Origin of the sequence: Lactiplantibacillus dongliensis, assembly GCF_005405105.1 — a bacterium.
In the GTDB taxonomy this organism is placed as follows: Bacteria; Bacillota; Bacilli; order Lactobacillales; family Lactobacillaceae; genus Lactiplantibacillus; species Lactiplantibacillus dongliensis.
In genome coordinates this window covers 25,571-39,598 of the sequence record NZ_BJDK01000014.1, presented here as the reverse complement: position 1 = coordinate 39,598, position 14,028 = coordinate 25,571, and the positions used below count along the sequence as shown (strand labels likewise).

Here is a 14,028-nt window from a genome sequence, read left to right as displayed (position 1 = left end):
CGTAAGTTAATATGTAAAGCCCAACTAGCCAGTTAGCTGGGCTTTTTTGTTTTCAGATCGATTGTCTCCGGTGACCAGTTTTTAATGACCGAAAAAATTTTAGAGTGTGGTATGGTGGATGAGTAGGTGTTCCGAACGGTTAAGTGAGAGGGGTAAATTGAATGCAACCAGTTTTTAAACGTGGTTTTATTGAGATTGACGATGCGACGCAAAATAATCTGCAGCATGTGTCGTTACGCGTGCCGAAGTATGAAACAACGGTGTTCGTCGGCCTGTCTGGTTCTGGTAAATCGTCGTTAGTTTTCGATACGATTGCAGCGGCATCGCGACGGGAACTGAATGAAACGTTTCCGAGCTTTACGCAACAGTATCTACCAAAGTACGGCCAGCCACATGTCAGTGAGATTGAGCATTTACCAGTAGCAATTGTGATTGAGCAGCAACGGTTGGGCAAGAATGCCCGCTCAACGCTAGCGACTTATACGGGGATCTACTCGTTGATGCGCTTGCTATTTTCACGGATTGGTCAGCCGTTTATTGGCTATTCTGATAGCTTCTCATTCAATTTACCACAAGGCATGTGTCCAACTTGTCAGGGGTTAGGCTATGTTGATGATATTGATGAACAGCAATTAATTGATCCAAATAAATCGTTGAATCAAGGCGCCATCACGTTTGTTAGCTTTGGCCCGGATACTTGGCGTTGGCGGCGCTATGCAACGAGCGGCTTATTCGACAATGATAAGCCCATTAAAGACTATTCTGACGCTGAGTACGAGTTGTTGATGCATGCGCCGCAGCAAAAACTCAAACATCCGGGTGAGGGTTTTCCAAGGACGGCCTTATATGAAGGCGTTGTTCCCCGGATTCGGCGCTCGGTGATCGGTAAAAAAGAAGCGGAACATCATCGAGAGGCGATTGCCAAAATCGTGACACGGAAACCGTGCCCCGCTTGTCAAGGAACGCGGCTAAAACCGGTCGTCTTAACCAATCAAATCAATGGACAAAACATTGCTGAGGTGACGGCCATGGATTTACGACACGTACTCAGCTTTTTACAACAAATTACTGCCCCGTTAGCTACGGATGTCGTCCGTGAACTGCGGACTAAGATTCAGTCATTGGTTGACATTGGATTGGGCTACTTGACACTAGATCGAGGTACGAGCTCATTGTCTGGTGGGGAAGCGCAGCGGATCAAGATTGCCAAGTATCTTACCAGTGCTTTGGTCGATATGGTATATATTTTGGATGAACCGAGTGTGGGTTTGCATCCACATGATATCCAGCTAGTCAAACGAGCGTTGACGCGGTTAATGGATAAAGGCAATACGATTTTGATTGTTGAGCATAATCCGGCGATGATTAACTTTGCGGACTATGTAGTTGAGATGGGACCACAAGCTGGTCAGGGTGGCGGTAACGTGACGTTTACAGGCACGTATCCCGAGTTACTGGCCTCAGATTCGTTAACCGGTAAATGGCTACGGCAGGCCCATCATTGGGGAACCGAGCGGCAGCCGACGGGACAATTAGCGTTGCGGCAAGTTACCCAAAATAATTTAAAACAGGTTGATGTTGATGTGCCACTAGGCGTGATGACGGTTATCTCTGGGGTGGCTGGCTCAGGGAAGTCGTCGTTAGTAACAGCCTTGAAGAACCAGTTAAAAGGCCCCTATATCGACTTAGCACAAGCACCGGTCGGCCTCAACAGTCGGTCGACGCCTGCGACTTATTTGGGTTTGTTAGATGAGATTCGCAAGTTGTTTAGTTTAGCGAATGAGCGGGTTGGAACTAGTTTGTTTAGCTATAATGGCAAAGGCGCTTGTCCGCGCTGTAAAGGCAAGGGAGTCACGATTACGAATATGGCCTTTATGGATCCGGTCGTTCAAATTTGTGAGCTGTGTCATGGAAAACGATATAGTGACGAAGCGTTGCAATACACGTACCAAGGGAAAAACATCGCCGAAGTCCTACAGCTATCAGTGAGTGCTGCGGTGAACTTCTTTCAAGCCACGCCTAAATTAGCGGCACAATTGGGGAATTTAGATCGCGTGGGTTTAGGGTATTTAACCTTAGCGCAACCTTTAACCACGTTGTCTGGCGGTGAGTTACAACGGCTTAAATTAGCGGTTGAACTTGGTAAAAAGGGCACAATCTATTTATTAGATGAACCGACTGCTGGCTTGCATATGCAAGATACTGCCCGTTTGTTGACGTTATTTAACGCGTTAGTGACGGCTGGTAATTCGCTAATTATCATTGAACATAATTTGGATGTCATTGGTCAGGCGGACTGGCTGATTGATGTTGGCCCTGATGCCGGTCGCTACGGCGGTCAGATTCAGTATAGTGGCACGCCGCGGGAGTCGATCAACGTGGCTAAATCACGTACCGGCGTGGCATTAAAGACGTGGATTGCTGCCAAGTGAAAAAGGCGGTAATCGCCATTAAAAGGCTGCTAGTTACAGATTGTATTCTGTGACTAGCAGCCTTTTTAATGATGTGATGATAATTGCTGGGTTACTTAGTGGTACGGCTAGTCCCGTCATTGTAGTTCAGAGTCATGCCAGTTTGAACGTTGAAAATATAAATATTGAAACTAACTGCCTCACTGCCAATTGATTGGCCGCGCATCTGGACACCACGAGCTAACAATTCATTTCCCTTGAAGATAGGTGTTACTTGGTAGCGAACGTAGTGACTGGTGTCAGCTTTTAGGTAATCGGCAACTTGATCTTCATAGGTAACCATCTCAGGTGCGTTTAGGGAACGTGTCCCGGTCATTAAGTTTTTCGGATTGTTATTTTGACCAGTGAGCTGGTAACCGATTAAATGGCTACGATTATATAGCCAACCGCTAGCGATTCTCTTGTTTCGCCAGCCAGTTGGTGTGACGGTCAAGGGTGCCCGCTGAGATTTGGGCATGAGTGATTGATTTAGTAGCGCATTCGCGGCGGTGACACGATTGAGCTGGTCAAGGTTACTATAACGCTGCCATGCACCTTGACGCGTTGTTAAGTCAGCTGCTGAGAAAGCAGGCTGATTGTCATTGACGGTTATTGTCTGTTGACCAGTGTAAGATTGGGCGGCTAGACTGGCAGGACTAGGATTAGTGCCAGTTTTAATGGTAGTAGCAGCCGTAGTTTTAGTGGCGCCATCAGCCTTATTTTTATCTTTGCGTTTATCAATCTGTGCTTTCTGTTTCGCTAAACTCGTTGCCTGAGCTTTTAAACTACTGGCTGAACTACTGTTAGCGGTTTGCAGTTTTTGTAATTCAGTATCATTTTTTACCGTAATGTTATGTGTCTTTTTGACAGTTTCAATTTTAACCTTAGTTTGAGGGACTTCAGTTGTTGTTACGCTGCCAATCAGACCTAGGCTGACCCAAACTAGCAATAGGATCGGCCATCCCCGTTTAACTAATTGTTTACCGCGGTAATGCTGTCGAGCGATGAGGTGCCAGCTCCAATAAATCAGCAGTCCCAGCATTAGCCAACCACAAAGCGTTGTGCCAAGTAAGCCCAAACTAATTAATAAAGGAAAAATTGCGGGCCAAGCGTGATGGCGCCATTGTTTGCCTTGATAGTGTTTACGTTTTTTCAAAGTCCAACCCCAGTAGAGGGTCGCAATTAAGATGATTAAACCAACAAAAATGTGCATGATTAGAGTCCTCCGAATAAATTAGCGTAGTGATTTTCGATAACCGGATGCTTGCGCTTCGGCTTCGGTATTAAACGTTTCAACATTTTTGCCAGCCATTCGATAATTATGCTGACTATAAACGTGATAGATTTTAGACCGTTTATTGCCAATAATGACGCCTTGTTGAGCGGTATCGGTATTACCTGAAAAACGATTTGCGTGTTCGGTAGTTTGGTTGGCTGAGCTAGTTTGCGTTTTAGCAGTTGATTCCGACGCAGCTTTAGCATTTTTACTAGCTTGCTTAGCTTGTGAGGCAACTGTTTCGGATGCAGAATCTGCGGCAGCCTGTGAAGCGGCTTTAACAGATTCACGTTGATCAGCCAAATCACTTGATTGTGAATTAGCTTCAGTGGACGCTTTTGCTAGCACCGCGTTTTGCTGGGACAACTTCTTCGCTGAAGCGGCATTAGCCCGGCTAACTGCCCGGGCTGCAGACCAGGCATCTTGATCAGCAGTTGTGCGATGATCAACGATACTGGTCTGATGCTTGATAATCGTTTTAGGTGCGCGAGTCGTGGTCGTACTACAACCGCTCAATAAGGTTAGGCTGATGATTGCTAATCCAACGGTTTTTTTCAAAGACATTTGGGTCCCCTCCAAGTAAGTAATAAGTAAATTATACAGGGTCGGAAAGTGATAGGTAAAGCGTTTTGGGGATTTTTTTCTAAATAATCACTGTGATTAAGATTAGTCTACAATGATACTGTCAATAAGTGTTAATGGTGAAGTGATCGCCTAGCTGCCGCAATCGTGATTGGTTACATTATAAATTGATTAAGCTTTTTAAGATAAATTTTGTTATGATAAAATTAGCAGTATTTTTTCAAGGGCGGTGGTGCGATGACGAAAAAACAAACGATTGGGATTCCATGGTTAATTACCGGTCAATTCATGAATAATATTGGTATGAGCTTTATCTGGCCATTAACGACGATCTACATGCATAATGTTTTAGGTAAATCATTGACCGAGACCGGGGTCGTGTTGATGTTGAATTCGATTGCCAATGTTTGTGCTAGTACGGTGGGTGGTCGGATCTTTGACCGCAGTAACCCGTATTACTTGTTATTAATGGGAATTTTAATCAATGGGATGGCGAACTTTTTGCTGATCTTTTGGCATAGCTGGCCGTGGTATCCAATCTTATTAGTGGTGACTGGATTTGCCAGTGGGTGGTTGAATACGATGTTCAATGCCCTGGCCGCCAGTGTGCCACGACAAAAAGTGCGGCGAACATTTACATTGATGTACCTGGCAGCCAACTTAGGGGTGGTCTTTGGGACGATGTTTGTGGGGCTGGTGTACGCGATGGGCATGGCGCCGTTATTCTCAATGACGACCGGACTGTATCTCATCTTCTTAGTCATCGCTTTGTTAGAGTATAATGTGGATACGGCGGATGTGACTGGTGTTGACCCTCGTCAGGCTCGGGATGTCCAGCTACCGACTGCTAATGCGCGGATGGTCTGGACCTTCTTTGTGAGTCTGTTTATCATTTGGTTGTTATACGAACAGTGGGTCAGCAATTTATCCGTCTACATGACTAATCTAGGCATGCCATTACGCAATTATAGCTTCTTATGGACGGTTAATGCGGGGCTGTTAGTGGTAATCCAGAGTATCTTAAGTTTGCTGGGTGATCGAATCAAGAGTCTGTATCACCAATTCTTTTTCGGCATGTTGTTTGTCGGCTTGTCCTTTCTATCGCTAGTCATTGCGCATGACTATCCGCATTTTATCTTTGCGATGGTCTTGTTGACGATTGGTGAGGCAACTTGGTCACCGGCGATGCCGACCTTAGTTAGTCAGTTGTCACCGGTCAGCGCGAAGGGGCGATACCAAGGCTTAGTTCAAGCTTTTTGTGCGTTTGGCCGTTCTTTGGGACCGCTTTTTGGCGGCTTGATCATTGATAATTGGTCATATCGTAGCTTGTTCTTGTTAGCTTTTGGTATCTTGCTAGTGGTCTTGGCGGTTAATGTGGGTGTCGTGCACGTTAATCGGCCGGCAGCGACAAATTATATGAAAACTGAAATTAAACATAAATAATAATTGTTTTGACTAAAATTATGGGATGAAAATAAACAAACACTTGGGTTACAGATCCCGGTTAATTAACGTCGGGCAGGCCAAAATTGGCTCAGTGACCATCACGTTCCAGCCAATTCTGGACCAACCAGAGTGGCAGGTAATAATTCAAAATGTTTCACGTGAAACAAAAAAATTTAAAAGTTGGTGCAATAGTGGAAGAGATGCGCAAATTACGAGCAAAACGGGTTGTGATTAAGGTCGGTACTAGTACGTTAGTCTATCCCGATGGGGCAATCAATCTCCGCGCCATCGATCAGTTGGCTTTCGTGATTAGTTCCATGCGGCATCATCATCGCGAAGTCGTGCTGGTTTCGTCGGGGGCGATTGGGGTCGGCCTAAACTATATGGGACTAAAGCAACGCCCCAAAGCCATTCCCGATCAGCAAGCGATTGCCGCGATTGGTCAGGCCGAGTTGCTCTCAATCTATAAGGAACGGTTTGCAATCTATGAACAAAAGATTGGGCAGTTGTTATTAACGCGTGATATCTTCGTTTATCCGAAGAGTCATCAAAACGTCTTAAATACGTTTGAAGCGTTGCTAGCACAAGATGTGGTGCCGATTGTTAACGAAAATGATACGGTAGCGGTCGATGAATTGGATCATGAAACCAAGTTTGGTGATAATGACCAATTGTCGGCGATTGTTGCTACGAATATTGATGCGGATTTATTGATTATGCTGTCAGATATTGATGGCTTTTATGATGGTAATCCGCATACCGATGCGAAAGCTAAGTTATTACCGCACATTGCGACGGTCGATGCCCAGACCTATGCACTTGCTGGTGGTAGTGGCAGCCGCTTTGGTACGGGTGGGATGGTCACGAAGTTAAAGGCCGCTGAACGGATGCTGAAGGCTGATGGTCAGATGATCTTGGCTAACGGTGCTGATCCGGCCGTTATTTTCCAGATTCTAGCGGGTGAACCAGTCGGTACCTTATTTGGGTAGTCGATTGAAGGAGGATAGGCAATATGGAATCAACGAATGAGACACTACAACAATTAGGTGAAAATGCACAACAGGCCAGCTACGCACTCGGCTTGTTAACGAGCACTCAGAAAAATGAAGTATTAATGGCGATGGCAGCTGCATTATTAGCCCATCAGGATGATATCTTGGCCGCAAATGCGCAAGATTTAGAAAATCCACAAGTGCCCGCCAAGTTTGTGGATCGGCTGACCTTAACAAGTGATCGGATTCAAGCGATGGCGACCGGTTTGCAGCAGGTCGCAGCGTTGCCTGATCCAATCGGCAATGTCGATCATGCCTGGCGAAATGCCGCGGGATTAATGATTGCGAAAGAACGGGTACCGCTCGGCGTTATTGGGATGATTTTTGAAGCCCGGCCAAATGTGACGGTCGATGCGTCAGCGCTTTGTTTTAAGGCAGGAAACGCCGTCATCTTACGTGGTGGTAAGGAAGCGTTACATTCTAATCAAGCTTTGGTGCAGGTACTGCAAGCGGCTTTAACGGCGGCGGACGTGGATGCGCACGCGATTCAGCTCATTCAAGATACCTCACATGCCACCGCTGCGAAATTCATGCAACTTACTGATTATGTCGATGTCTTGATTCCGCGCGGGAGTGCTCGCTTAATTCAAGCCGTACTATCCCAAGCGACCGTGCCGGTGATCGAAACGGGAGCGGGAAATTGCCACGTGTATGTTGACCAAGCTGCCCAGCTCCCAATGGCGACGCGGATTATTGTCAACGGCAAAGTCCAACGACCATCTGTCTGCAATGCAACCGAAAAAGTGTTGATTCATCAAGCCGTCGCAGCTAAGTTCTTACCAACGATCGTGCAAGCCCTGCGTGACCAAGGGGTAGAAGTGCGTGGTGATGAAGCGACCCAAGCGATTGTTCCGGATGTTGTCCCAGCAACTCCGGCTGACTGGGGAACCGAATATAATGATTTGATTATTGCCATTAAGGTTGTTGATTCAGAGGCGGCCGCGATTACGCATATCAATCGGTATAATACACAACACTCCGAAGCGATTGTTACTGATAATTACCAAGCTGGTAAATTATTCCAGCAACGGGTTAATGCGGCTTGTGTTTATATCAATGCTTCCACCCGGTTTACGGATGGGTTTGAATTCGGCTTCGGTGCTGAAATCGGCATTTCAACTCAAAAATTACATGCCCGCGGACCGATGGGTTTAAATGAATTAACGTCTTACAAGTATGTTATCGATGGTAACGGCCAGATCCGGGACTAACGTTAACTGTAGGTTTAAGCTAATTCCTTGATTGCTAGTGATAGTAATCAAGGAATTAGCTTTTTTTTATTGGTTTGGTAATTGAGTGACTTAACGTTCACTGGTTAAACTAGCTTCTTAAGAAAAACTTAAGGATTGGGTGAACACAACCAAAAAGACGGCCTGACGCGGTTTCTGTGGATAGTGATGGTTGAACAGTTTCCAGGACTTTTCCAATTAATCGGGCTAAATGGGAGTAGCTAGGCTTTTACTAGTGATAAGTTTAATTTTATCGGTCAATTAACCAAGGATGGGCAAGCGCAATAAACGTTCGTATAATGAAGCTAAGGTAAACTTTTGTTCAAGTCATCACAATATTGGGGGTGTCGATCTTTTGACAACGTCACAAGCAGTAACGGACACATTAGCTTATTTATTTAACACTGGTAAGGGATTTCGTAGTCAGGATTATTTAGGCAGTCATTGGACAGCAATTGACACTATTTTTCGGGTATGGGCACCACAAGCCCAAGCAGTTGCGGTTGTTGGTAGTTTTAACGACTGGCAGCCAGAACAGCTGCACTTAAATGCGACTACCGGGATTTGGACGGGCCGGCTGAAAGCCGTTCAAGTGGGTGATTTATATAAGTTTCAGGTCACCGGAGCTGATGGGGCAACGCAACTGAAGATTGACCCATTTGCCCAACAATTTGAGAAGAAACCTGGGGATGCAGCCATTATTACGGCACCAATTGCGCATGATTGGCATGATAGCCTCTGGATGGCGCGGCGTAAAAAGATGCAACCAGCGCACCGCCCTATCAACATCTATGAAGTGCATCTGGGTTCATGGCGTCGCCAGGAAGGAGACCGCTACTATACGTATCAAGAATTGGCCGCGGAGCTGATTCCCTATGTTAAAAAGCTGGGTTATACGCATATTGAACTGATGCCGGTGATGGAACACCTGCTCGATGCGTCTTGGGGCTATCAGCAGTTGGGCTACTTCGCGCCAACCAGTCGGTTCGGCTCACGGGATGACTTTTTAGCTTTTGTTGATCAGTGTCATCAAGCCAACCTCGGTGTGTTAGTTGATTGGGTGCCGGGGCATTTTATTCGCAATTATGATGCGCTGTATCATTACGACGGCACAGCAACCTTTGAATATGCGGACCCGCAGCGGGCTGATAATCATCGCTGGGGGGCCTGGAACTTCGACCTTGGCAAGACTCAGGTCCAAAGCTTTTTGATTTCCAGTGCGCTTTTTTGGCTGACGGATTGCCATCTGGATGGCTTACGGGTCGATGCCGTCTCCAACATGCTGTATCTCGACTATGACGCGGGACGTGAAGGGCAGACGAATCAGTATGGCGATAACCGGAATCTGGAAGGAATTGCCTTTTTGCAGGAGTTAAATACGACAGTCTTTCGGCAGCACCCGGACGTCTTGATGATTGCGGAAGAATCCTCCGCCTATCCGCAAGTAACTGGGCGCGTGGATCACGGCGGCTTGGGATTTAACTACAAGTGGAATATGGGCTGGATGCACGATACATTGGATTTCTTTATGATGGATCCGTTATTTCGGCACGATCACTTTAACTTGCTAACGTTTGGCTTCGTCTACATGTATGATGAACAGTTTATTTTGCCATTTTCGCACGATGAAGTTGTGCATGGTAAGAAGTCGTTGATGCATAAGATGCCGGGAGACCGCTATAATCAATTCGCGAATTTGCGGACGATGTTGGTCTATCTGGCCGCCTTTCCGGGCAAACAATTGAACTTTATGGGCGCGGAATGGGGTCAATTCTTAGAATGGCGGGATTGGAGTCAATTAGAGTGGGTTGATTTAGCTGATCCTTTGAATCAACAGATGCAACAGTTTACAGCGGCCCTCAATCGCGTTTATCGCGATAACCGCCCGTTATGGGAATTAGATCACGATCAAGCTGGGATGGTCTACACCTACACGGATGATCCGGAAAGTTCAACGATGGCATTTATTCGCCAGGCAAAACGCAAGTTCAGCTTTGTCATCGCGGCCTTTAACTTTGTACCCGTTGAGCGGCGGCGTTATCGGATTGGGGTGCCGTATCCCGGGATCTATGAGTTGTTATTAAATACAGAAGCCAAAGCATTTGGTGGGACTTGGACACAATTAGAAACCACGTTTACTGCGACTGAAACGCCGTATCATGGTCAGCCGGCCAGTTTTGAGGTAACTTTACCGGCGATGGGCGCGTTATTGATTCGGCCGCGCAACGTTAAAAAGGGGAGTCGGAGACATGAATAATGAAATGCTCGGGATTATTTTAGCTGGGGGTCAAGGCACGCGTCTAGGTAAGCTGACAAAAGATACAGCTAAGCCGGCGGTGCCATTTGGCGGACGCTATCGGATCATTGATTTTACACTTAGTAATTGCGCGAATTCCGGCGTGAATACGGTGGGGGTCATTACGCAGTATCAACCGTTGGAGCTCAATGCGCACATCGGTAACGGTGCTAGCTGGGGCTTAGATGACTTGAATGGTGGTGTTACGGTCTTACAGCCCTATTCTTCAACGGAGGGTGAAAAGTTCTTTGAAGGAACGGCCCACGCGATTTATCAAAATATTGAATATATTGATCAGCAGAATCCAAAGTACTTGTTAGTCTTATCCGGGGATCACATCTATAAGATGGACTATGATGCGATGCTGGCCTATCACAAAGCCAAGAAGGCATCGCTGACTGTGGGCGTTATCCCGGTTACGAAGCAAGAGGCGCGGCGTTTTGGCATGATGAATACTGACGAGACTGATCGGATTATTGAGTTTGAAGAAAAGCCGGAACACCCTAAGAGTGATAAGGCATCAATGGGGATCTATATCTTTAACTGGCCAACGTTACGGGATTATCTGGTGAAGAGCTATGCCACGGACAAGTCATTAGAAGACTTCGGGAAGAATGTCATTCCGTCCTATTTGGCCCATAACGAATCTGTCTACGCCTACGCATTTAAGGGTTACTGGCGCGATGTTGGGACGATTCAGAGTCTCTGGCAGGCCAATATGGAATTCTTGTCACCGCACAATCGCTTGAACATCGGTGATCGTAATTGGCGGATTTACTCCAAGGCGCAAGTCTTGCCGCCGATGTTTTTGACGGATACAAGTCAGGTCAATAATTCGATGATCGTCGACAGTTGTTATGTGGCCGGTGAAGTTGACCATTCGATCTTGTCACAACGGGTGTCCGTCGGCATGGGTAGCCGGGTCGTGGATAGTATGGTCATGCCCGGTGCTACGATCGGTAAAAATGTGGTTGTGGATCATGCGTTAATTGGTGAAGAAGCGGTAATTGGCGACGATGCGATCGTGCAAGGGACGCCAACGGAAATTGCCGTTGTTGGCTATAACGAAGTAGTGGGGGTGCAACAGCCATGAAACGAGGCAGTGTTAGTGCAATTATTAATTTAGTCGAACCGTGGGAAGCGTTAGAGCCGTTGACCACTAGTCGCCCAGTTGGGACGTTGCCATTTGGCGGCCGGTACCGGCTGCTAGACTTTCCATTGTCCAGTGTGATCAATGCCGGGATTCAAAATGTGATGGTCACCACGCCACGTTCCGGGCGGTCAGTGGCGGACCATTTGCGGAGTGGCCGTGATTGGAATTTGGATACGATTCGTGGGGGCCTTTTTACGTATCCTTATAATGATTTGAAGTTAGTCTCACCAGAGAAGAAAGCGACCCTGATTCATCATTACTATGACAACACAATCCTCTTTTTAAAGCGTAGTCACAGTGAATATTCCGTAGTGATGAGCACTCGAAATGTCGGGAATATCGATCTAAAGGCGTTAATTCGGTATCACGAGGAGCGTGATAACCCAGTAACGACGGTCTATAAGAGTGTCGATCCGCAGACTTTGACGCCAGCCAATACGATTTTACAACTGACAGATAAAGGGATGGCCACCGCGGTCGTGCCCGCGGGTAAAGCCAAGCTGAAAGCCACAACGAAAAAAGCTGCCAAAAATATGGATATTTACTTGATGAGTACCGTTGACTTAATTGACAGCTTACAAGAAGCTAATCGGCGCGGGGATTTGATTAGTTTAGAAGAATTGATGAAGCAAGCGGTCATTCAGCATAATGCCAATGCTTTTGAATACACGGGCTTTTATGCCAATATTCATGACTTAGCCAGTTATTATATGGCAAATATGGCGATCTTAAACGAGGACAACTTCCGGGCGTTATTTTACAGTTCACGGCGGATTTATACCAAAGTTAAGAATGAGATTCCCACCTTTTTCGCACAGGGATCACAGTTCCGGGCGAGTCTCTGCGGAACCGGCGGCTACATTGAAGGCCAAGTTGACCATTCAGTCATCTTCCGTAACGTTTTGATCAATCGTGGCAGCCAGATCAAGGATGCGGTGATCATGCAAGGCACACGGATTGGGGCTGGGACGAAGATTGAGAATGTGGTCATTGATAAAAACGTGGTCATTGGGCCCAATCTGGTCTTAAAGGGCCGACCAGAGCAACCGCTAGTCATCAGTAAAGGCCAGCATATCTTTCAGCAAGCGGAGGTGGTCTCCAGTGACTAAGGTCTTGTTTGCTGCTGCAGAAGCCGCCCCGTTCTATAAGACAGGCGGGTTAGGCGATGTGAGTCTTGCCTTACCAAAGGCGTTAACTGCTGCTGGGGCAACGGTGCGGATCGTACTACCCTATTATGAACAGCTCTTTCCTGAACAGTATCGTGACCAAGTCGCGGACGTCACTCATTTTTGGGTCCAAGTTGGCGATCATGCGCAGTATTGCGGGATTAAGACGCTCACGTTAGCCGGGTTACAGTATTACCTAATCGATAATCAGGACTATTTCGGTCGTGAGGGGCTTTATGGCTATTGGGATGATGGCGAACGGTTTGCCTTCTTCCAGATGGCAATCTGCGAAATGATGGAGCGGGTGGCATTTATTCCCGATGTCTTACATCTAAATGATTGGCATACGGCGTTTATTCCAGTGCTGCTGGCTGAAAAATATTATTGGATTGAAGCTTATCGGGCGATTAAGACCGTCCTGACGATTCATAATTTACAGTTCCAAGGGATCTATAACCCCATCGTGCTCGATAGTTTATTTCGAATTGGGACGCAGACGTTTACGGATGACGGGATTGCTTTTTATGACCAGGTGAACTTTTTAAAGGGCGGCATTAACTTTGCCAATGCGGTCACCACGGTCTCACCCAGCTATGCTCAAGAGATTCAGACTGTAGCTTTTGGCGAACGGTTAGATGGCGTCTTACGAGCAAATCAAGGCAAGTTGCAGGGCATCTTAAATGGCATCGATACGACGCTCTATGATCCGGAAACCGATCCTGCCTTGCCAGCGAACTTCAGTGTTAAGGCGCTAGCAGGACGGGCAACGGATAAAGCGGCTTTACAAAAGCAGGTCGGGTTACCAGTGGCGGATGTCCCCGTCTTTGCGGTCGTTTCACGGTTGACCAAGCAAAAAGGGATGGACGTCCTGCTGGATAGCTTGAATGACTTTTTAATGACACAAAAGGCCCAATTGATTGTTTTAGGGACGGGTGAACCAGCGTTGGAACAAGCCTTTAAAACGTATCAGGCCGCCTATCCCAAGCAAGTAGCCGCTCAGATTAAGTTTGATGTGAACCTGGCACAGTTGATCTATGCCGGTAGTGATTGCTTTGTGATGCCATCCGCCTTTGAGCCCTGCGGTTTGTCGCAAATGATGGCGATGCGATATGGCAGCTTGCCGTTAGTTCATTTAGTCGGTGGTCTCAAGGATACGGTCACCCCGTATAATCGCTTCACGGGGGCGGGGACTGGCTTTGGCTTTGATGACTTCCAGCCGGCGGTCTTGCGAAAAATGATGACGCAAGTCTGTCAGGTCTACCATGACACCCCGAAAGCATGGCGGCAGTTACAACAACAAGCCATGCGTCAAGACTTTGGTTGGACAACTTCAGCGGGGACTTATTTGCAACTGTATCAAGACATCATGAGTTAGGAA

Annotated in this window: 10 protein-coding genes; 8 read left to right on the top strand and 2 right to left on the bottom strand. The window is 46.9% G+C overall.

Annotated features, from left to right (window positions below):
* Positions 1 to 161: 161 nt before the first annotated feature.
* Positions 162 to 2,432: an ATP-binding cassette domain-containing protein gene (locus FFM80_RS06735; protein WP_137640116.1), complete on the top strand. Its 2,271-nt coding sequence runs from the start codon at positions 162 to 164 to the stop codon at positions 2,430 to 2,432.
* Positions 2,433 to 2,523: 91 nt separating this feature from the next.
* On the opposite strand, the gene FFM80_RS06730 is transcribed toward FFM80_RS06735, so the two are convergent.
* Positions 2,524 to 3,492, bottom strand: a complete 969-nt coding sequence (locus tag FFM80_RS06730; protein WP_137640142.1) for a DNA/RNA non-specific endonuclease — start codon at positions 3,490 to 3,492, stop codon at positions 2,524 to 2,526.
* A 192-nt stretch (positions 3,493 to 3,684) separates the two neighbouring features.
* A complete protein-coding gene (locus tag FFM80_RS06725; protein WP_137640115.1) occupies positions 3,685 to 4,290 on the bottom strand; it encodes a sunset domain-containing protein in 606 nt (201 codons plus the stop codon).
* 255 nt (positions 4,291 to 4,545) lie between these two features.
* Here FFM80_RS06725 and FFM80_RS06720 point away from each other — a divergent pair, with 255 nt between their 5' ends.
* The 7 genes from FFM80_RS06720 to glgA all read left to right on the top strand — a co-directional run bounded on the left by FFM80_RS06720 (position 4,546) and on the right by glgA (position 14,025).
* Positions 4,546 to 5,751 (top strand): MDR family MFS transporter, encoded by a 1,206-nt coding sequence (locus FFM80_RS06720; protein WP_137640114.1) that lies wholly within the window; start codon positions 4,546 to 4,548, stop codon positions 5,749 to 5,751.
* A gap of 194 nt (positions 5,752 to 5,945) precedes the next feature.
* Positions 5,946 to 6,743: a glutamate 5-kinase gene (gene proB, locus FFM80_RS06715; protein WP_137640113.1), complete on the top strand. Its 798-nt coding sequence runs from the start codon at positions 5,946 to 5,948 to the stop codon at positions 6,741 to 6,743.
* 23 nt (positions 6,744 to 6,766) lie between these two features.
* A complete protein-coding gene (locus FFM80_RS06710; protein ID WP_137640112.1) occupies positions 6,767 to 8,017 on the top strand; it encodes a glutamate-5-semialdehyde dehydrogenase in 1,251 nt (416 codons plus the stop codon).
* 289 nt (positions 8,018 to 8,306) lie between these two features.
* Complete coding sequence (glgB, locus tag FFM80_RS06705) at positions 8,307 to 10,292, top strand: 1,4-alpha-glucan branching protein GlgB (protein WP_137640111.1); 1,986 nt, start codon at positions 8,307 to 8,309, stop codon at positions 10,290 to 10,292.
* Positions 10,285 to 11,424, top strand: coding sequence for a glucose-1-phosphate adenylyltransferase (locus FFM80_RS06700; protein ID WP_137640110.1), 1,140 nt, complete (start codon positions 10,285 to 10,287; stop codon positions 11,422 to 11,424). The genes glgB and FFM80_RS06700 overlap by 8 nt, the downstream gene beginning before the upstream one ends.
* On the top strand, positions 11,421 to 12,593 hold the full coding sequence (gene glgD, locus FFM80_RS06695; protein WP_137640109.1) for a glucose-1-phosphate adenylyltransferase subunit GlgD: 1,173 nt from the start codon (positions 11,421 to 11,423) through the stop codon (positions 12,591 to 12,593). The genes FFM80_RS06700 and glgD overlap by 4 nt, the downstream gene beginning before the upstream one ends.
* Positions 12,586 to 14,025 (top strand): glycogen synthase GlgA, encoded by a 1,440-nt coding sequence (glgA, locus tag FFM80_RS06690; RefSeq protein ID WP_137640108.1) that lies wholly within the window; start codon positions 12,586 to 12,588, stop codon positions 14,023 to 14,025. Before glgD ends, glgA begins: the two co-directional genes overlap by 8 nt.
* Positions 14,026 to 14,028 lie beyond the last annotated feature (3 nt).

Bases quoted from the DNA above. Each gene is read 5' to 3' on its own strand.
- FFM80_RS06735 (WP_137640116.1), top strand. From the start codon at position 162: ATGCAACCAGTTTTTAAACGTGGTTTTATTGAGATTGACGATGCGACG.
- FFM80_RS06730 (WP_137640142.1), bottom strand. From the start codon at position 3,492: ATGCTGGGACTGCTGATTTATTGGAGCTGGCACCTCATCGCTCGACAG.
- FFM80_RS06725 (WP_137640115.1), bottom strand. From the start codon at position 4,290: ATGTCTTTGAAAAAAACCGTTGGATTAGCAATCATCAGCCTAACCTTA.
- FFM80_RS06720 (WP_137640114.1), top strand. From the start codon at position 4,546: ATGACGAAAAAACAAACGATTGGGATTCCATGGTTAATTACCGGTCAA.
- FFM80_RS06710 (WP_137640112.1), top strand. From the start codon at position 6,767: ATGGAATCAACGAATGAGACACTACAACAATTAGGTGAAAATGCACAA.
- glgB (WP_137640111.1), top strand. From the start codon at position 8,307: ATGGGCAAGCGCAATAAACGTTCGTATAATGAAGCTAAGGTAAACTTT.
- FFM80_RS06700 (WP_137640110.1), top strand. From the start codon at position 10,285: ATGAATAATGAAATGCTCGGGATTATTTTAGCTGGGGGTCAAGGCACG.
- glgD (WP_137640109.1), top strand. From the start codon at position 11,421: ATGAAACGAGGCAGTGTTAGTGCAATTATTAATTTAGTCGAACCGTGG.